Genomic DNA, 20,192 nt, shown 5'->3' with positions numbered 1-20,192 from the left:
ATGCCCGCGTGCCCCGCTCTCTTCATCAGCGCGCCGGCGTCGGGCCAGGGCAAGACGACGGTGACGGCCGCGCTTGCGCGGCATCACCGGCGGATGGGGCGTGAAGTGCGCGTGTTCAAGACGGGCCCGGATTTCCTCGACCCGATGATCCTCGCGCACGCGAGCGGCGCGCCCGTTTTGTCGCTCGACCTGTGGATGGTCGGCGAACGCGCGTGCCGTGCGCTGCTCGCGCAGGCCGCACGCGAAGCCGATCTGATTCTGATCGAAGGCGTGATGGGCCTGTTCGACGGCACGCCGAGCAGCGCCGACCTCGCCGCGAAGTTCAGGGTGCCCGTTGCCGCCGTGATCTCGGCAAAAGCAATGGCGCAGACGTTCGGCGCGATCGCCTTCGGTCTCGCGCGCTTTCGTGATGACGTGCCGTTTCATGGCGTGTTCGCGAACCGGGTCGGCTCGGCGCGTCACGCGCAGATGCTCGAAGAAGCGTTGCCGTCCGACCTGACCATGCTCGGCCATCTGTCGAGCACCGAGGCGATCGGATTGCCCGATCGTCATCTCGGCCTGCTGCAGGCCGGGGAGATCGACGACCTCGATGCGCGCCTCGATCGCGCGGCGGATGCACTTGCGTCGACCGCGCTCGCGCAGTTGCCGCCTGCCGTCACGTTCGAAGACGACGCCGGCAACGCGCCCTTGCCGCGACTGCTCGCCGGCATGCACATCGCGATTGCGCGCGACGCCGCGTTTTCGTTCATCTACCCGGCGAATGTGCAGCTACTCGAAGCGCTCGGCGCGCGTCTCACCTATTTCTCGCCGCTTGCCGACGAAACCGCTCCCGCCGATGCGAGCGCGCTCTATCTGCCCGGCGGCTATCCCGAACTGCACGCCAGCGCGCTTGCGGCCAACGCGCGCGCTGCGGCATCGATCCGCGCACATGCGGAGGCGAACCGTCCCGTCGTCGCGGAATGCGGCGGCATGCTTTATCTGCTCGACAGCGTCACCGACACGCAAGGCGTCGCCACGCCGATGCTCGGCCTGCTGCCGGGCAGCGCGGCCATGCAGACGCGCTTCACGGCGCTCGGCATGCAGCAGATGGACGACGGCGTGCACGGCATGCTGACGGGTCACACGTTCCACTATTCGCGCGTGAGCACGCCGCTCGCCCCTGTCGGCCATGCGACGCGCGCCCAGTCCGACGCACCCGGCGAAGCGGTCTATCGCCGGGGTTCGATCGTCGCCACTTACATGCACGGCTACTGGCCGTCCAATCCAGCCTTCGCGGCTGCTCTCTTCCATGGCCGAGCCTTTTGACGACGCCGAACGCGCCGCCGTCTACCGCGCGATCTACGAACGGCGCGACATGCGCCACTTCGTGCCTGCGCCCGTCGATCCCGCCGTGCTCGCGCGTCTCATCGACGCCGCGCATCATGCGCCGAGCGTCGGCTACATGCAGCCGTGGCGGATCGGGCGCATCACCGATCCCGCGCTGCGCGCGCAACTGCATGACGCCGTCGAGCGCGAAAGGCTGCTGACGGCGGACGCGCTCGGCAAGCGGCGCGACGAGTTCATGAAGCTCAAGGTGGAAGGCATGCTCGAGTGCGGCGAGCTGCTGGTGATGGCGCTGATGGACGGCCGCGAGAAACACGTCTTCGGACGGCGCACACTGCCGGAGATGGACCTCGCGTCGGTTGCGTGCGCGATCCAGAACATGTGGCTCGCCGCGCGCGCCGAAGGCCTCGGCATGGGCTGGGTGTCGCTGTTCGACGCCGGTGAAGTGGGCGCGCTGCTCGGCATGCCGCCGGGCGCGCGGCCCGTCGCGCTGCTGTGCCTTGGGCATGTTGAGCGTTTCTATCCGGAGCCGATGCTCGAAACCGAGGGCTGGGCGGCACGCAAGCCGCTGGGCGCGTGCGTGTTCGACAACAGGTGGCCCGAGGAGCCTTCCGCGTGCAAGGAAGCGCAGCCGGAAGGCGGCGCCGGTCAGAGGGTCTAGCGCGCGTTTGAAGCCGTTTTAAACGGCGGTTTCGAGGCCTGCTCAGGCCTCGCCCTTCTCGATGCGTTCCAGCCGGTAGCCGTAGCCGTAAATCGGCATCAGACGATATCCGTTCTCGGGCCGCAGACCGAGCTTCGAGCGCAGCATCGATACGTGCGTGTCCATCGTGCGCGAAGGAATGGTCGCGGCCTGCTTCCAGATGGCGTCGAGGATGTGCGAGCGCGACAGCGGCCGGCTCAGATGCTTGAACAGCAATAGCGCGAGCTCGAACTCCTTGTGCGTCAGCGTGACGGCATTGCCGCGCACATGCACGCGCTTCGCGCCCGGCTCGAATTCGTATTCGCCGAACACTTCTTTCTCCGCCATGGGCTCGCGATGAAACGCGCCGCGCAACAGCATGCCGACGCGCGCGAGCAGCGCCGCCGCGCTCACCGGCTTGACCAGATGATCGTCAGCGTCGATGTCGCGATGCACGCCATCGCTCGCGCGGGTCATGAACAGCACGGGCAAACGCTCCGTGAGATTCTGCCGGATCCAGTGCAGCACCTCGTCGCCCGACAATCCCGGCGTATGGCGATCCAGCACGAGCAGATCGAATGGCTGGCTGCGCAACTGTCCGACGAGTGCCCGGCCGTCGTCGAATGCATGACATGTGTGTCCCGCCGCCGACAAGGTCCTGCACACAAAGTCGGCTTGCGCCTGAGTCTCCTCCAGAACTGCAATTCTCATAAAACCCCGCAACGCTAATTCGTTGTTTCCGTCCGACCGGGTAATCGCCGATGAAGGGATGACGACTCGCGAATATGACATTTGAAATCCACATACGCTCTGTTCTTCACGCCCTACACCGAATGCCGGCAAATTGGTTCAGATTGCCAGACAACGCCTCGATAGCCCGATATTGCCTTAATGCCTGCACGCCTCATTGCGACAATGGAACAACCACAATTAAACAGGCGCACAACCCACTTCTTTTGACCGCGCAGTACAAGCGGAATTTTTTTCTTGCGTTTTACTGCCCGCATCGTCCGCCGGAGCGTGTCGCGCGCCATGCTGCAAGAACATGACGGCACGCGCCTGGGGGACGTACGTGGCACTTCTTTTTTGCGGCTGGAAATGATCTGGCTACGACTGAAAGCTGATCGACAGATCACGCTGCCGATACACGAGGCGCTACATCACAAACGTCCGTTTTGTGTGTCCGATTCCACACATTGGAATAAAATTTCGTGCCAATATTCGTGCGATTTAACAATTCGTGCGTCACCGCTGACGCATTCGATTTAAATCGGGGTGAAGATTATTAGAACGAATTGAATCAGTCAATTAATCTTGCCATTTTTATGTGGCGACACAGTCATTTCGTTAAATCGGACCGATGATACCGATAACGGACTTATCGGTGCCATATGGGCAATTCGCGGTCGAAAGCACTGCACTCAATTCGGTTAGCGGCTTTTGCCGCACTGCACTTTAGGGCCCGGCGCAACCTCGTGAGGCCCGCATATCGATACACCCATGCACGATAGACGACGCGCGGCGCAAATCTTTAACGCGCGATCAGACGACTTCCTCATTCGTGTCGTCCGCAGCGGGCAACGCGCAGATCACATCGACGCCAGCGCCCGTCAGCACCCTGGACAGTCCCGATGGCGGCGCCGCATCCGTGACCAGGATGTCGAGGCCGTCCGCGCCGAACACATGCACGAGCGCGTTATGGCCGAACTTCGTGTGATCGACAGCGACGATGCGGCGCTCGGCTTGCGAGAACGCCGCGCGCGCGAGCTCGGCGTCGGCGGGCTGGGCGTCCATGAAGCGCCCTTTGGCGTCGATGGCCGTCACCGATACGATCGCGTGGCGCACATGGAATTGCCGGAAGAACGCAAGCGCGCTCTCGCCAACGGCGGACGCATCGTCCGCGCGCAGCTCGCCGCCCGCCATCATCACGCGGTTCTCGTTGCGCGGCGCAAGCAGGCGCGCGACCTCGGCCGAATTGGTCACGACCGTGAGACGCGCGTGCGCCTCGAGCGCCTGCGCGATATGCACGCAGGTCGTGCCGCCGTCGAGCATCAGCGAATCGCCGTCGCGAACCAGTTGCGCGACGCGCGCGGCGATCGCACGCTTGGCGTCGCGCTGCTCCACCATGCGGCGCCGGAACGGCGGCTCGTCCAGTTGCGCCGGCAGCATGATGCCGCCATGCACCTTGACAAGCAGCCCCTCGGCCACGAGCGGCTTGAGATCGCGGCGGATCGTTTCGTCGGATACCGCGAAGGTGTTGGCCAGATCGGTGATCGTGCAGGTTTGTTGCGCGCGGACCAGCCGCAGGATCTCGTTCTGTCGGTGAGTGGCGAACATCGTGGACGGGGTCTGGAAATTGGCGCCAGTCTAGCAAACCTGCCCGCCCGGCTCCAACACGAATCCACGCAATCCCACATGCGCCCCCACTGTCCGCCGCCTCATAGTTGTCGGGCAACGTTGCATTTCAAGCACTTTTGCGGCAAAGTACGCAGCAACGCGTTCCCACATATTTCCAATCATTTCCACAACTTTCCGCGAGCCTCCTCATGTCAACCCACCTTCCGACGCAGGCGCGCGTCGTCGTCATCGGCGGCGGCATCATCGGATGTTCGGTCGCGTATCACCTCACGAAGCTGGGGTGGACGGATGTCGTGCTGCTCGAACAGGGACAGCTGTCGTGCGGGACGACATGGCATGCGGCCGGTCTCGTCGGCCAGTTGCGCGCGCAGGAGAGCATGACGAAGCTGATCCGCTATTCGACGGCGCTCTACGCCGAACTCGAGGCCGACACGGGCCTGGCGACAGGCTGGAAGCAATGCGGCTCGCTGTCGGTCGCGCGCACGGCCGAACGGATGACGCAACTCAAACGCACAGCCGCCGTCGCGCGTGCTTATGGCGTGAGTTGCGAGGTGATCGGACCGAAGGAAGCCGGCGAACTGTGGCCGCCCATGCGCACCGACGACCTGCACGGCGCAGTCTGGCTGCCCGGCGACGGCAAGGCGAATCCGACCGATCTCACGCAGGCGCTTGCACGCGGCGCCCGTCAGCGCGGCGCGCGCATCGTCGAGAACACGCGCGTTACCGCGATCCACACGCGGGCTGCGTCGAAGGGCCGCGAAGCCAGCGGTGTCGCATGGCGCGACGAGGACGGCAACGAAGGCGCGATCGACGCGCAGATCGTGGTCAATTGCGCGGGGCAATGGGCCAAAACCGTCGGCCGTCTGTGCGGCGTCACGGTGCCGCTGCATTCGGCCGAGCACTACTACATCGTCACGGAACGCATAGCAGGCGTGCATCCCGATCTGCCCGTGATGCGCGACCCCGACGGCTACATCTATTTCAAGGAAGAAGTGGGCGGACTCGTGATGGGCGGCTTCGAACCTGACGCGAAACCATGGGGCATGAACGGCATCCCCGACAATTTCGAGTTCCAGCTATTGCCCGACGACTGGGATCAATTTCAGATCCTGATGGAAAACGCGCTGCAACGCGTGCCTGCGCTGGAGACAGCCCAGGTGCGCCAGTTCTACAACGGGCCCGAATCGTTCACGCCCGACAACAACTTCATGCTGGGCGAAGCACCCGAACTGCGCAACTTCTATGTCGGCGCGGGCTTCAACTCGATGGGCATTGCGTCGGCGGGCGGCGCGGGCATGGCGCTCGCCGAGTGGATCGTCGCGGGCGAGCCGACGATGGACCTGTGGCCGGTGGACATCCGCCGCTTCGCGCGCTTCAACGGCAACGATACCTGGCTGCACGACCGGGTGAAGGAAACGCTCGGCCTGCACTACGCGATGCCCTGGCCGAACCGCGAACTCGATAGCGCGCGGCCCTTCCGCCGCTCGCCGCTCTATGCGCTGCTGCGCGACGAAGGCGCGTGCTTCGGCAGCAAGATGGGTTGGGAACGGCCGAATTTCTTCGCGCCGTCAAAGGACGAGGCACGCATCGACTATGCGTTCGGCCAGCAGAACTGGCAGACGTGGAGCGGCGAAGAACATCGCGCGTGCCGCGAAGGCGTCGCGCTGTTCGATATGACGTCCTTCTCCAAGTTTCTCGTCAAGGGACGCGACGCGCAAGCCGTGCTGCAACGGATCGTCGCGAACGATGTGGCCGTGCCGCCGGGCACCACGGTCTATACGGGCATGCTCAACGAGCGCGGCGGCTACGAGTCGGACTTCACGCTCACGCGCCTCACCGACGATCAATACCTGCTCGTCACGGGCTCCGCGCAAACCACGCGCGATTTCGACACGCTAGACAAACACATTCCGCCCGATAGCCATTGCATGCTCGTCGACGTGACGAGCCAGTATGCGGTGCTCGCCGTGATGGGGCCGCGTGCACGCGATCTGCTCGCGAGTGTGTCGAAGGCCGACTGGAGCAACGAGGGATTCGCGTTCGGGCAGAGCCGCGAGGTGGATATCGGCTACGCAACCGTGCGTGCGACACGCCTCTCATATGTCGGCGAGCTGGGCTGGGAACTGTATGTGCCCGTCGAGTTCGCGGTCGGCGTGTACGAAACGCTGCACGCGGCGGGCAAGCGTTTTGGCCTTAAAAACGCGGGGTATTATGCGCTCGAGTCGCTGCGGATCGAGAAAGGTTATCGTGCGTGGGGACGCGAGCTGTCGCCGGATACGAATCCGTTCGAAGCGGGCCTCGCGTTCGCTTGCAAGCTCGACAAGGACATGCCGTTCATTGGCCGCGATGCGCTCGTGAGGCTGCGCGACGAACCGCTACAGCGACGCCTCGTCGTGTTCACCGCGCAGGGCGCGAGCGACCGCATGCTGTGGGGCGGCGAAGCGATCCTGCGTGACGGCAAGGCGGTCGGCTTCGTGAGTTCGGCGGCGTTCGGGCATACGCTCGGCTGTCCCGTCGCGATGGGCTATGTGAAGCGCGACGACGGCGCCGCGCTCGACGCCGCCTGGCTCACGAACGGCCGCTATCAGATCGACGTCGCCGGAGAATGGCTGCCCGCGACGCTGCATCTGAAAGCGCCCTACGATCCCGCTTCCGCCCGTATCAAAAGCTGAAGCACACAACGCGCACAACGCGCACTACGCGCATGTTAGCGCGTAACGAACAGCCGCAGCGCATCGTTGCGCGCGATGTCGCGCGGCGTCACGCCGAGCAGCCGCTTCATCCAGTGCGCCATGTGGCTCTGATGCGAGAAGCCGACTTCGAGCGCGACCTGGCTCGTGCTCAATCGCCCTTGCAGCAACAACACCTTCGCGCGCTCGACACGCCGCTGCACGACATGCCGATGCACGGGCACGCCCATCGTCTCGCGAAACAGCACCTTGAAATGCGGCACGCTCAACTCGACGAGCGCGGCCAGTTCGCTCAGTGTCAGGCGTTCGTCGAGATGCGCCTCGATATAGTCGATCACGCGCGCCGCCGCGCGCGCCGACAGCGTGCGTCGTTTGTCGTCGGATGATATCGAAGCGCCCGCGAGCCGCACGATCATCGCGGTGCACAGGCTTTCGGCGTAGAGCGGATCGGATGCGTCCTCGGCTTCCAGTTCCGCGCGCATCGCCCACGCCAGATGCTGGAAGCGCGCGTCGCGCAACTGGAACTGCGGGCGAATCTGCGCATCGGCAGCGCGCAGGCCGAGCTGATCGAACGTATGGCGCGCGAAGTCTTCGGCGAACCAGATGCGCAGGATCGTGCAGTTGCCGTCGTCCGACCATTCGCCGTCGAGGCCCGCTGGAATCACGTCGGCATCGCCGTGCGCCTGGATGCGCGACGCGCGCTGGCCGTTGCATCGGCAGACCGCTCTCACGGGCGCGCCGACATGCACGCCGACGCGATGATGCTCGATCGCCGGAATGCGATGCGCGCCCGCCGCGATTCCGAGCATTTCCGCGCCGAAACCCGACCAGCCGAGCGACGCGCTCGACAGCAGGCTCGCGCGCGCGCCGGAGTGCGGCACCAACGCAGGGTGGACTGCATTCATCGCTTGCACCTCGTTCCATCGTCCGATTGCCGCATTGTGCTGCGTTTTGCGCTTGCGTGCTGGCCGTTGCTCCGGGGCACGGCTGCGCGCGCGGATCGTCATCCGGATCTGCTGCCCGTCATCCTTCCATGCGCGATTCCCGATGCGCCGCCGCGTACGCTCGGTTCCCATGAAACCAGCGGAGACAGACGATGCATGTGATTTTTGGCGCAACGGGCAAAGTGGGACAGTCGACGGCGGCAGCGCTCAGACACGAGGGGCACGCCGTGCGCGCCGTCGTGCGAAATCCGGCGCAAGGCGAAACGCTGACGCGCATCGGCTGCGAAGTCGTCACCGGCGACCTGAACGACGAGGCGTCGATTCACCGCGCGCTCGACGGTGCGCAGGCCGTACAGATGCTCTGTCCACTGCCGCACCGTGATCCCGATCCAGCGGGAGCGATGCATCGCATGATCGAGACGGCCGCGCGTGCGCTGCGCGCGCATCCGCATCTGCATGTCGTTGCGCTGTCCGACTATGGCGCCGAGCTCGATGCAGGCACGGGCATCACGCTGCTGTTTCATCACCTCGAAGCAGCGCTCACGGAGGCTGCGCCGCGCCTCACGCTGCTGCGTTCGGCGGAACACATGCAGAACTGGGCGCGCGTGGTGCCTGTCGCGCTCGCAACGGGCCAGCTGCCGAGCCTGCATCATCCGCTCGACAGGCCCTTTCCGACAGTGTCCGCGCGCGACGTCGGCAGCGTCGCCGCGAAATTGCTGAGCGACGGGTTGAATGAAGAAGGCGTTCGAGTCGTGAGCGTGGAAGGTCCGCGCCGTTACGACGCCAACGATGTCGCACGCGCGCTCGGCGAGGCAGGTGGACGCGACATCGTTGCGCACGCGCTGCCGCGCGACCAATGGACGGCGACGCTGCTGCGCGCGGGCCTCGATGCGAATCACGCAAAGCTGATCGTCGATCTGTACGACGCGCAGAACTCGGGGCGCATCGATGCCGAAGCGGGCACTGAGCGGCGCTTCGGCACGACTGAATTACGCGACGTTATTGCAGCGCTCGTGTCGACGATCAACGCATGAGAGGAGCATGGCATGCAGTGCTGCTCTTTCATACGCGCGATCGAACATCGTCACGCGCGCCCTTCAGACCTGGCGGGCATGCTGTACAAGCTCGTGACGACCCTTGCCGCGCGACTCGGCTGGCACCGGCTGGAGCAACTGCTGAGCGCGATCCCGGACAGCAATGACGACTCCATGATCTTCTGACGCCGTAAAGCAAATGGCCTCGCGTTGTCGCGAGGCCATTGCACGTTGCTCACATTGCCCGGCAAGTCCAGGCAACAGAAGTTATTCGTTTTCCTCGAAGTAGTGACGCAGCCTTTCATAGCGGTATTTCGGCTGCAAACCTACGCCAAAGCCTACGCCGGAATTACATCGTAACTCTTTCGTAAATCAGTGTCGCTTTTGAACAACCACGGAAGCGAAAACCCCGGCGACGCCTCTGCGTCGGGCTGTCTTCCTGACTGACTTTCCGGGCGTACTCCGCGAGTAAGGCTACAAGATCGACCCCGGATCAGCGATTACGCTGCTAAACGACACGAATCACCAAGCGGACGCCACCGCAGATCTCGAGAACGAGATGCACGGGGTGCAGACAGCAATGCTTACCAAGCCTCGCGCGCGCGATGTACCGCGTGTACGTTCTTACTTGGCGGCCGCCATTCCGTCACCATCGACTTCTGGACTCGCCGTCGTTATCAGGTTCAGCAGCACGGAAAGATCCGCAGGCTTGACGAGGTAGTGATCGATACCTGCGTCCATGGCGCGACGGATATGCTCGTCGTGCCCGTAGCCGCTCAGCGCGATCAACATTGATTGTGCGCATGCACTCGTCTCACGCAATGAGCGCGCGAGTTCGTAGCCCGTCATATCGGGCAGGCCGATATCGAGTACGACGACATCAGGTGTCATCGACTCGGCCAGCCGCAATGCAGACTTGCCGTCATATGCGCACTTGACGACATAGCCGTGTATTGTGAGCAGCGCTTCGAGACTCTCCGCGGAGGCGACGAGGTCGTCGACAACGAGCACCCGCGTCGCCAGCCTGCGGTTTAGATGCACCACGGGAGCGAGCGCGGGCGACGTGCGCTCAGCCGTCGTTCCTGGCAAGCGCACGACAAACTCGGCACCCTTTCCAAGCCCTGAGCTGTGGCATTCGACCGAGCCACCGTGCAGTTGCGTCAGATGCCGGACCAGCGTCAGACCGATCCCAAGCCCGCCGAGCGAGCGATGCAACGACGCATCGGCCTGAGCGAACAGATCGAACACATGCGGTAGAAACGCGGCATCGATCCCAAGTCCGTCGTCTGCAACCGTGATCGACGCAACACCGTCGACAAATCGCGTCGATAGCGAAATATGTCCGCCTTGTGGTGTGAACTTCGACGCGTTGTTCAGCAGGTTCGACACGATCTGTGCAAGCCGCACGACGTCGCCTTCGACCACGGTGTCGACAGCGCCTTCATCGCACACCAGAGTTTGGGAGCGACGAATGAAATGAGGACGGCTCGTCTCCACTGCGCGCCCGATCACGACCGACAACGACACGGGCGCCGTGCGAAGCGCGACCGTTCCTCTTGCGATACGCGACACGTCGAGCAGATCCTCAACGATACGTACCATATGTTCTACCTGAGTTCCGATGATTTCGCATGCCCAGCGCAGCACGTCCCGGTCGCCCTCTTTTGCGCTGCCCATCACCGCGACGGCATTCGCAATCGGTGCAAGCGGATTGCGCAGTTCGTGCGCCAACATCGCGAGAAACTCGTTCTTTCGGCGATCGCCTTCGATGATTGTGGAGAACAGCACCGCGTTTTCTAGTGCAATCGCGGCGCGGCCCGCGAATTCCTGGGCAAGCGTCGCCTGCTCAACCGGCAACGCGCCATCGAAAGAACACAGTACGATCACACCGCGCTGTCGGCCTGTCAGCAACGGGAACGCGCTCACGCGCGTGATTCCTTCCGCAGTCGCACCTTCTGGCGCACGCTGGGTAACGAATTCGATGGCAGCGATCTCGCTGTCTGCAGTCTCTTCATTGAGCAGCCGTTGTACGAAGCCATCGACTTCGGGGAAAGCGTTCGCGAGTGTCCCGGCGCAGAATGATGCGAGATCAGGAGCAGGCTGCTGATCGCGTCTCGCCGATCGGGTGCCGAACCCGCCCGCTGCGTCCCCGATACCTCTCGCCGCAACGAAAGCGATGTCCGCCATGCCTGCTGACGCCAGCTCGACGATGCGCTGCAATGTCATATCGACTTCAAGCGATCGCGTTAGCACATGACTCGCATTGGCCAGAAAATCGGCGCGCTGGCGCGCCCTCACCGCCACCGCCCTGTCCGCTTCGGCGCGCACAAACGCCTCACGTTCCGCTGCTCGCAGCAACAGCTCGCGATGCATCCGATGCATTTCGACGAACACCCTGACCTTCGAGCGCAAGATCTCTGGCACGACGGGCGCTGAGATATAGTCGACTGCGCCGAGTGAATAGCCGTGTTTCATCTCATGATCGTCGACATACGCGGTGACGAAGATGATCGGCGTGCTGGCTGTGCGCCGATAGGTCCGCAGCAATGATGCCGTCTCCAGACCGTCCATCCCCGGCATGTTGACGTCAAGCAGGATGACGGCGAAGTCGCGTTCCAGCACCGCCTTCAGCGCATCGCGCCCCGAGCAGACACCGATCACGTTCTCGCCGAGTTCTTCGAGAATTGTCCGCATCACGACCTGCTGCGCAGGCAAATCGTCCACGACCAGGATGTTGACTGGCTGCTGCGCGATTGCAGACACAGGCCCCATCGCGGTCTCCTAGCGGTGCAACCACGCGTAAAGCACCGCGAGCAGGCCCTCGCGGTTCACAGGCTTCGACAGATAGTCCCACGCGCCTGCCTCGATGCAGCGTTCGCGATCACCCTTCATCGCTTTGGCCGTCACAGCGATGATCGGCAATGTGCGTCCGACGGGACGCTTGCGGATTTCCCGCATCGTCGCGAGACCATCCATCTCCGGCATCATGATGTCCATCAGCACGATGTCGATTTCGCCGTCCGCTTCGACCAGCCGGATTGCGTCCCTGCCGTTGTCCGCCCACACATGGCGCATACCGTGGTCCTCGAGCACCGTTGCGAGCGCGAAGATATTGCGCATGTCGTCATCGACGATCAACGCCTTGCGTCCTGACAGAGCGGCGCTTCGTCCACGCAGGCTGTCGATCGCCTCGCGCGCAGGATCGGCCAGCCATTGCCAGTCGATGTGCAGCGACGCGATCGTCGCGTCCAGAAGACGGTTCACGTCGGAAGCGATATGAAGTGTGAAATGCTCAGCCGTATGCGCCGCCACGTTCGAATCATCGCCTGGCGCATAGACGATCACTTGAACTGGAGCGAGCCGCTTGCGGTTCGCCAGAATCTCTTCGATCTCGTGCGAGCATGAGGCAAACAGCTGCGCGTCGAGCACGATCGCATATGGACTGTCGTCGGTCAGCGTGGTCAACAGTTGCTCGGGCGATGACACCAGCACGGGCGCGAGACGCTCGCTCGCGATGAACGCGATGAACTGCTCGCGTGCGGCCGACTCGGGCAGCGCCACTACGAGCTTGCGCGGTGTCCCGTCGACGTAGTGTGCTAGCGCGACGAGCGCATCGTCCAATATTTCTCGTGATTGAATCGGTTTCCCGAGAAACGCGAATGCACCCGATTGCAGCGCCCGCTCGCGTGATTCGTCGGTCGAGATCACGCAGACGGGCAGATGACGCGTCGCGAGGTCGTGCTTGAGCCTCGCGAGAACGCGCCAACCGTCCATGCCCGGCAGGAACAGATCTAGCGTGATCACATCGGGTTTGAACTGGTTGGCGAGCGTCAGCGCGGACGCGCCGAGTGGCGTGACAAGCCCCTTGAAGCCCCGCTCGCGCGCCGCATCGAGCAGGAAATGCGCGAATGCGAGATCGTTCTCGACGATCAGCAGCACACGCTCGCCCGGCATGATAGCGAGGCGGTCGTCTTCCGGCGCGGCCTGCAATTCACGTGTGTCGCTCATCACCAAATCGACGAACTCGTGCGCGGCGAGCGCGTCGGCCTCGCTGATCGGCACACTGCCTGCCACCGGCGGGACAGCGGTATCGCCGTCGGTCATCGCAACCGTCTTGCGGGCGACACGGCCCATCTCGCCCAACAGCGGCAGATACAGTGTGAATGTGCTTCCTTTGTTCGGCGAGCTGACAAGACGTATCTCGCCGCCCAGCAGCTTCGACAGTTCACGGCTGATCGCGAGCCCCAGGCCTGTACCGCCGTATTTACGGCTAGTGCTGCCGTCAGCCTGCTGGAACGCCTCGAAGATGATCTGCTGCTTGTCGACCGGAATGCCGATGCCCGTATCAGACACCGAGAACGCAATCACGTCCTGCGCGCGGTTGAGGCTTTCGTTATCGACGGTCCATCCGCCGAACACTTCTTCGATTGACAACGTCACATGCCCCCGGAGCGTAAACTTGAATGCATTCGACAACAGGTTCTTCAGAATCTGCTGCAATCGCTTGATGTCGGAACGAATCGATGGTGGCAGACGCTTGCCAACGTGAATCGCGAACTCCACGCTGCGCGCCTCGGCTACATGCCGGAATGTGCGCTCCACATACGACGTGAGATCGGCAAGCCGATGCTCGGCGAAATCCATTGCGACGGTGCCTGACTCAATCTTCGACAGGTCGAGAATGTCGTTGATCAGCATCAGCAGTTCGTTGCCGGACGAATGGATCGTGCGCGAGAACTCGATCTGCTTCTGCGACAGGTTGCCTTCGGGATTCTTGCATAACTGGTCCGACAGAATCAGCAAGCTGTTGAGCGGCGTGCGCAGCTCGTGCGACATGTTCGCCAGAAACTCCGACTTGTACTTCGACGTCAACGCAAGCTGTTTGGCCTTCTCTTCCAGCGCCTGGCGCGCCTGCTCGACTTCCTCGTTCTTGCGCTCCACTTCCTGATTCTGGTGGGCGAGAAGTCGCGCTTTTTCCTGCAATTCCTGATTGGTCTGTTGCAGCTCTTCCTGGCGGCTTTGCAGCTCATGCGCAAGCGACTGCGACTGCTTGAGCAGGTCTTCCGTGCGCGTATTCGCTTCGATCGTATTGATCACAATGCCGATACTTTCGGTCAACTGGTCAAGGAACGCGAGGTGCGTCGGATTAAAGCGCTCCGTTGACGCAAGCTCAATGACGCCCTTGACCTGCCCTTCAAAGACGATCGGCAGCACGAGCACATTGTGCGGCACGACTCTGATGAGGCCAGACGTGATGTGAAAGCCGTCGTCCTTCGTTGGCTCGAGCAGGATCTTGCGCCGCTCCACCGCACATTGCCCGATCAATCCTTCGCCGGGTTGCACACGCTTGCCGTGCGAAGGATGACCGCTCGAAGCGTAGCTTGCTCTCAGCCGCAGCGACGCCGAGTCGGCCGTCGAATCGAGCACGAAGAACTCCGCCTGTTGAACTCCGACCACGGGTGCAAGCTCGGAAAGGATCAGCTGGCCGACAGCAACCAGATCCTTCTGCCCTTGCAGCATGCGGCTAAACTTCGCGAGGTTCGTCTTCAGCCAGTCCTGCTCAGTGTTCACCTGTGTCGTGTCCTTCAGGTTACGGATCATCTCGTTGATCGTATCCTTCAGCGCCGCGACCTCGCCGAGCGCTTCGACAGTGATCGAACGCGTGAGGTCGCCCTGCGTGACCGCGGTCGCGACCTCCGCAATTGCGCGCACCTGGGTAGTCAGATTTGCCGCGAGCTGGTTCACGTTCTCGGTGAGCCCTTTCCACGTGCCCGATGCCCCGGGTACTTTCGCCTGACCGCCCAGCTTGCCCTCGACGCCCACTTCGCGCGCCACGGTCGTCACCTGGTCGGCGAAGGTCGCAAGCGTATCCGTCATGCTGTTGATGGTGTCGGCGAGGGCCGCGATTTCGCCCTTTGCCTCGACGGTCAGCTTGCGCGCGAGGTCGCCGTTCGCGACGGCCGTCACCACCTTTGCGATGCCGCGCACCTGGCCGGTCAGGTTGCCCGCCATGAAGTTCACGTTGTCGGTCAGATCCTTCCATGTACCGGCAACGCCCTGCACATAGGCTTGTCCTCCAAGCTTGCCCTCCGTGCCCACCTCGCGCGCCACACGCGTTACTTCAGACGCGAACGAGCGCAACTGATCGACCATCGTGTTGATCGTGTTCTTCAGTTCGAGAATCTCGCCCTTCACGTCGACCGTGATCTTCTTCGACAGGTCGCCCGCCGCCACGGCTTTCGTCACGTCCGCGATGTTGCGTACCTGGCTCGTCAGATTGCCCGCCATGAAGTTCACGTTGTCAGTCAGATCCTTCCACGTACCTGCGACGCCCTGCACATCGGCCTGCCCGCCGAGCTTGCCCTCTGTGCCTACTTCACGCGCAACGCGTGTCACTTCTGAAGCGAATGAACCAAGCTGATCGACCATCGTGTTGATCGTGTTCTTCAGTTCGAGAATTTCGCCTTTCACGTCCACAGTGATCTTCTTGGACAGGTCGCCCGCCGCCACCGCTTTCGTCACGTCGGCGATGTTGCGCACCTGGCTCGTCAGATTGCCCGCCATGAAGTTCACGTTGTCAGTCAGATCCTTCCACGTACCCGCGACGCCCTGCACATCTGCCTGCCCGCCGAGCTTGCCCTCCGTGCCCACTTCGCGCGCGACGCGCGTCACTTCCGATGCGAACGACCGCAACTGATCGACCATGGTGTTGATGGTGTTCTTCAGTTCAAGGATTTCGCCCTTCACGTCCACCGTGATCTTCTTCGACAGGTCGCCAGCCGCAACCGCCGTCGTGACGTCCGCGATGTTGCGGACCTGGGCGGTGAGATTGCTGCCCATGGAATTGACCGAGTCGGTCAGATCCTTCCATGTGCCCGCGACGCCCTGCACGTCGGCCTGCCCGCCGAGCTTGCCTTCCGTGCCCACTTCGCGAGCAACGCGCGTCACTTCTGACGCGAACGAGCTGAGCTGATCCACCATCGTATTGATCGTGTTCTTCAGCTCGAGAATTTCTCCCTTGACGTCTACGGTGATCTTCTTGGACAGGTCGCCTGCCGCCACGGCTGTCGTGACTTCTGCGATATTGCGCACCTGTGCGGTCAGATTGCTGCCCATCGAGTTCACCGAGTCGGTCAGGTCTTTCCATGTACCCGCGACGCCCTGCACATCGGCCTGTCCACCGAGTTTCCCTTCCGTGCCGACTTCGCGCGCGACGCGCGTCACTTCCGATGCGAACGAGCGTAACTGGTCGACCATGGTGTTGATGGTGTTCTTCAGTTCAAGGATTTCGCCCTTCACATCGACAGTGATCTTCTTCGACAGATCGCCCGCTGCAACGGCCGTCGTCACGTCCGCGATGTTGCGCACCTGCCCCGTCAGGTTACTGCCCATCGAGTTCACCGAGTCGGTCAGGTCTTTCCACGTACCCGCAACGCCCTGCACATCGGCCTGGCCGCCGAGCTTGCCTTCCGTGCCGACTTCACGTGCGACGCGTGTCACTTCCGATGCGAACGAGCGCAACTGGTCGACCATCGTGTTGATGGTGTTCTTCAGTTCGAGAATTTCGCCCTTCACATCGACGGTGATCTTCTTCGACAGGTCGCCCGCTGCCACGGCCTTCGTCACTTCGGCAATGTTGCGCACCTGGCTCGTCAGATTGCCTGCCATGAAGTTCACGTTGTCGGTCAGATCCTTCCATGTGCCCGCGACGCCCCGCACGTCCGCCTGCCCGCCGAGCTTGCCCTCCGTGCCGACTTCACGCGCGACGCGTGTCACTTCGGACGCGAACGAGCGCAACTGGTCGACCATCGTGTTGATGGTGTTCTTCAGTTCGAGAATCTCACCCTTCACGTCCACCGTGATCTTCTTCGACAGATCACCGGCCGCGACGGCCTTCGTCACCTCGGCGATGTTGCGGACCTGGCTGGTCAGATTGCCTGCCATCGAGTTGACCGAGTCGGTCAGGTCCTTCCATGTGCCCGCGACACCCTGCACATCGGCCTGGCCGCCGAGCTTGCCCTCCGTGCCGACTTCGCGGGCGACACGCGTGACTTCGACGGCGAACGTGCCGAGCTGGTCCACCATTGTGTTGATCGTCTTCGCGGTGCGCAGAAACTCGCCCTGCAATGCTCTGCCTTCCGCTTCGAGCGCCATGCTCTTCGACAGGTCGCCTTGCGCAACCGCGCCGATCACGCGCGCCACCTCGCTGGTCGGATGAACCAGATCGGCTATCAGCGAGTTGACCGCGTCTATAGACTCGCTCCAGAAACCCCTTGCGTAGGGCAGCGCCGCGCGCTCCTTCAGACGGCCTTCCTTGCCGACCACGCGGCTAAGTCTTCCCAGTTCCTCGGACATCCGCAGGTTCTGCTCGACCACCTCGTTGAATACTTGCGCGAGCTTCCCATGTACGCCCGTCCAGTCCAGCGGAAGTGTCGCGGGTTGCCCTTTCTGCAGCGCGATCAACGCCGACAGTATCGTCTTCGTGCAGTCGTGTCCCGTCCTGACTGTTTCGACGAGTGCGTTGATATGCCCCACGTTGTCGAGCCAGGCACCCGCCAGCGCTTCGCCGCTAACGGCGAATTCCGTCGGCATCGCGCTATTGCCCGAAGCGCCTCGCGACACCTGCGCGACCTCGTGCGAAATGCGGCCCGTGACAGCGGCCAACATGTTGAACTCTGACGCAACCTTGCCCGCCTCGCCCTCCCACGCATCCGGCAAACGACAGGACATGTCGCCACGCCGCAGCGCGCGAAGCGCAGCAGCCACCTGGACAAATCGATCGTTGGACTGATGCGGTAGCTCGACTGCGGAAGTTTCCATATCTGCCTCATCCGTCACAAATAAGAGGTTTTTGCTTGTTGGAGTTCTGCCTGCATGACCCAGCTTTTTTTTGTGCTTCTTCTATTTGTTGGCCGGGCAACCATCATGTGGGCAGTCGCAGATTGCGGTACTGCGATGGGATCATGCACTGCAAAAAATGACGTGAGCTTATCTGCCAGCAATCGACTGTGCCCGACAACCGCCAGAAAGAGAATCGGTGCATCTACTGTGGAACATTGGGACGACCCAACAGAGCGCAGGCCTCGGTATGTTTTGCCGCGTAGCGCGATGGATGTGTACGTTTTACTTCTCTATAGCCATGCTGATGAAACCCTGCATGTGCCGAGTGGTAGCGCGCGAAGGTGGCTTGATCTCAAGAACGGTCGTGCGTGCTGAACGGAACGCAAATCGTCGATACCACACGACAGGCGGCTCGATGGTTGCCTTGCAGCTTCTGGTTCTGGGCGGTCTTGCTTCCATTGCCGTCGGAATTGTTCAGCTGGCACGAGGCGATGCTATGGCGGACCTTGGTCGCACTTTGGCGTTGCATTTCGTCTCGTCTGCTTACCGTTTGTCACGAGATAAGAGTCAACGTTAGCGACTCAATGGACGTTTATACAGCCAGCACTGTCCAGCGCAGTGCACTTCCAAGGGAGAAAACCATGAAGAAGATCGTCGCAGCACTCGCATCCGTCCTACTCGTTACCACGGCATTCGCACAGACCCCCGCGCCCTCGGACGCCGGCAAGGCACAAATGAAGGCAAACAGCGAGAAGAGCGAAGCACAGGCTACCGCCAACAAGAAGAAGGCTGAGGCCCAGAGCGACGCCGACAAGGCTCAGGCGACGGCGAACGAGGACAAGGCCTCTGCTCAAGCCGACGCTGACAAAAAGGCCGCGAAGATGGAAAAGGCAACAACACCGAAGGAAGCGTCTGACGCGCGCGGAGACGCCATGAAGGCGCAGGCCCGGGCCGACAAGAAGAAGCACGACGCGCAGGCCAAGGCTGACAAGAAGAAACACGAAGCCGCCCAGGATGCAAATGTGGCCCAAGCGAAGGCCGACAAGAAGAAGGTCGAGGCTCAAGGCGACGCAAACAAAAAGGCCGCCGACGCCAAGGTCGATGCCGCGAAAACGCAGTAAACCCGGCGTTGCATTAATGACCGGCAGCGGGTCGCACGCTCCACGTACGGTGACCCCGTGATCTCTGAGGGCGAGCCTCGATTCTCGCCCTTTTTTTCTCGGAAGCGCACATCCGCGTATTCGTCTCGAGCGGCCGTCGCCACCGGACACGTGCGCCATGGCGACGTGAAGCTGCGCTCCGATTCGCGATCACGCCTTCACCACCATCACGATGAAATCAAAGCGGCATTTCCGGCTTGCACGGGTATCGGCGAGTTTGCCTTGCGGCGTCAAAGCAGATTCCGAACGGAACGAATTAGTGCCCTGCGGCAGCTGACTGTCAGTGAGTGATGCACACATTGCACGCGTGGCCCAGTCGATCGGTTTTGTCAGTTGCCCCGTGAGCCTGGTCGACGCGCATCGGCACGTCATCGTCCAGCCCCGCAAGATCACGATATAGCGGCACGTCATAAAGCGCCTCTTGCAACGCCGGATCTGACAGACCAAAACCACTCCATGAAGTAAATGCGCCGCATCGCCACAATCGGAATCGACGGGCTTCCAGTCTTACCCCTCTATAAGGACCTCCCCGTTTTTGCAAGCCGTGGTTTAGTGGGTCATTCGTTAAGCTCCTGCATTGCCAGTTCGGAGGAGACCAACAGGAACACGGAACAGCGGCCGGGACGGATCGAATCGTTCGCCCCTAGCGAACACCGGCTAAAGGATGCGTGCGTGCATGTTGGCCACGGCGACCAGTGTCTTGCTATAGCCCACGCGTGCCTGCAACTGGACGATCCAGCGCGATAGCCGGTCGTTGCGTCGGTGCGCCGTCAGGACCGCGGAGCGTGCGCCCTGAAATAGCAGGGTTCGCAGATAGGCGTCACCTTGATAGTCAATGCGCGATGTACCGACCTCGTCAGCTTTTTCAGCCAGGCTGTCGCCAATTGACGAAGTAAAAAGATTAAGCATTCGGCATTCGTCTAGTAGCATGACGTCGAAAGGTTCTTGTCTGAATCCGCTTGCACGTAATTCGTTCTTTCGATCTCAGTTGCGATACCTGCCTCAAGCACCAAAACAAAGGCGCCGGGAAACATCGTTTCCATGTACGCATCACCGAGCGTACGCATTAGCGCCCCGAACAAGTGGAGGAATCATGTCGTATCGAATCAATCGGAGAGCGTTTCTAGGCGGGGCTGCATCGGCCATTACGTGGGCTACATTAC

11 protein-coding genes and 2 pseudogenes are annotated in these 20,192 nt (G+C 62.1%); 6 read left to right on the top strand and 7 right to left on the bottom strand.

What is annotated here, in order from left to right; translation table 11 throughout:
- Together C2L66_RS21625 and bluB are read left to right on the top strand one after the other, a co-directional pair.
- On the top strand, nucleotides 1–1,305 hold the full coding sequence (locus C2L66_RS21625) for a cobyrinate a,c-diamide synthase (protein ID WP_060603064.1): 1,305 nt from the start codon (nucleotides 1–3) through the stop codon (nucleotides 1,303–1,305).
- Nucleotides 1,289–1,984: a 5,6-dimethylbenzimidazole synthase gene (gene bluB, locus C2L66_RS21620; protein WP_060603067.1), complete on the top strand. Its 696-nt coding sequence runs from the start codon at nucleotides 1,289–1,291 to the stop codon at nucleotides 1,982–1,984. The genes C2L66_RS21625 and bluB overlap by 17 nt, the downstream gene beginning before the upstream one ends.
- 42 nt (nucleotides 1,985–2,026) lie before the next feature.
- Here bluB and C2L66_RS21615 read toward each other — a convergent pair whose 3' ends face one another.
- Both C2L66_RS21615 and C2L66_RS21610 read right to left on the bottom strand, forming a co-directional pair.
- The gene (locus tag C2L66_RS21615; protein ID WP_060603070.1) at nucleotides 2,027–2,713 is read right to left on the bottom strand and encodes a response regulator transcription factor; all 687 of its coding nucleotides are present in this window, start codon (nucleotides 2,711–2,713) and stop codon (nucleotides 2,027–2,029) included.
- An 831-nt stretch (nucleotides 2,714–3,544) separates the two neighbouring features.
- Complete coding sequence (locus C2L66_RS21610; protein WP_060603073.1) at nucleotides 3,545–4,339, bottom strand: DeoR/GlpR family DNA-binding transcription regulator; 795 nt, start codon at nucleotides 4,337–4,339, stop codon at nucleotides 3,545–3,547.
- Between the two features lie 209 nt (nucleotides 4,340–4,548).
- On the opposite strand from C2L66_RS21610, the gene C2L66_RS21605 reads away from it, so the two are divergent.
- Nucleotides 4,549–7,032: a GcvT family protein gene (locus C2L66_RS21605; RefSeq protein ID WP_060603076.1), complete on the top strand. Its 2,484-nt coding sequence runs from the start codon at nucleotides 4,549–4,551 to the stop codon at nucleotides 7,030–7,032.
- 35 nt (nucleotides 7,033–7,067) lie between these two features.
- Here C2L66_RS21605 and C2L66_RS21600 read toward each other — a convergent pair whose 3' ends face one another.
- The gene (locus C2L66_RS21600) at nucleotides 7,068–7,955 is read right to left on the bottom strand and encodes an AraC family transcriptional regulator (RefSeq protein ID WP_060606784.1); all 888 of its coding nucleotides are present in this window, start codon (nucleotides 7,953–7,955) and stop codon (nucleotides 7,068–7,070) included.
- A gap of 191 nt (nucleotides 7,956–8,146) precedes the next feature.
- On the opposite strand from C2L66_RS21600, the gene C2L66_RS21595 reads away from it, so the two are divergent.
- Both C2L66_RS21595 and C2L66_RS40740 read left to right on the top strand, forming a co-directional pair.
- Entirely contained in the window at nucleotides 8,147–9,028 is an 882-nt protein-coding gene (locus C2L66_RS21595) for an NmrA family NAD(P)-binding protein (protein ID WP_060603079.1), read from the top strand.
- Nucleotides 9,029–9,040: 12 nt separating this feature from the next.
- Entirely contained in the window at nucleotides 9,041–9,214 is a 174-nt protein-coding gene (locus C2L66_RS40740) for a hypothetical protein (protein ID WP_158512163.1), read from the top strand.
- Between the two features lie 438 nt (nucleotides 9,215–9,652).
- On the opposite strand, the gene C2L66_RS21590 is transcribed toward C2L66_RS40740, so the two are convergent.
- Entirely contained in the window at nucleotides 9,653–11,800 is a 2,148-nt protein-coding gene (locus C2L66_RS21590; protein WP_060603082.1) for a response regulator, read from the bottom strand.
- A 9-nt stretch (nucleotides 11,801–11,809) separates the two neighbouring features.
- Nucleotides 11,810–17,848, bottom strand: a complete 6,039-nt coding sequence (locus C2L66_RS21585) for a HAMP domain-containing protein (RefSeq protein ID WP_176056894.1) — start codon at nucleotides 17,846–17,848, stop codon at nucleotides 11,810–11,812.
- Between the two features lie 662 nt (nucleotides 17,849–18,510).
- Here C2L66_RS21585 and C2L66_RS21580 point away from each other — a divergent pair.
- Nucleotides 18,511–18,990, top strand: a complete 480-nt coding sequence (locus C2L66_RS21580; protein WP_054934667.1) for a hypothetical protein — start codon at nucleotides 18,511–18,513, stop codon at nucleotides 18,988–18,990.
- A 415-nt stretch (nucleotides 18,991–19,405) separates the two neighbouring features.
- Here the strand turns inward: C2L66_RS21580 and C2L66_RS41455 are convergent.
- Nucleotides 19,406–19,535: pseudogene (locus C2L66_RS41455) on the bottom strand (transposase); the annotation flags it as partial.
- Between the two features lie 58 nt (nucleotides 19,536–19,593).
- Nucleotides 19,594–19,869, bottom strand: a pseudogene (locus C2L66_RS21570) (hypothetical protein); the annotation flags it as partial.
- Between the last annotated feature and the right edge of the window lie 323 nt (nucleotides 19,870–20,192).

This window comes from Paraburkholderia caribensis (assembly GCF_002902945.1).
GTDB classification, from domain to species: domain Bacteria; phylum Pseudomonadota; class Gammaproteobacteria; order Burkholderiales; family Burkholderiaceae; genus Paraburkholderia; species Paraburkholderia caribensis.
This window is presented reverse-complemented; position numbering and strand designations above follow the sequence as displayed.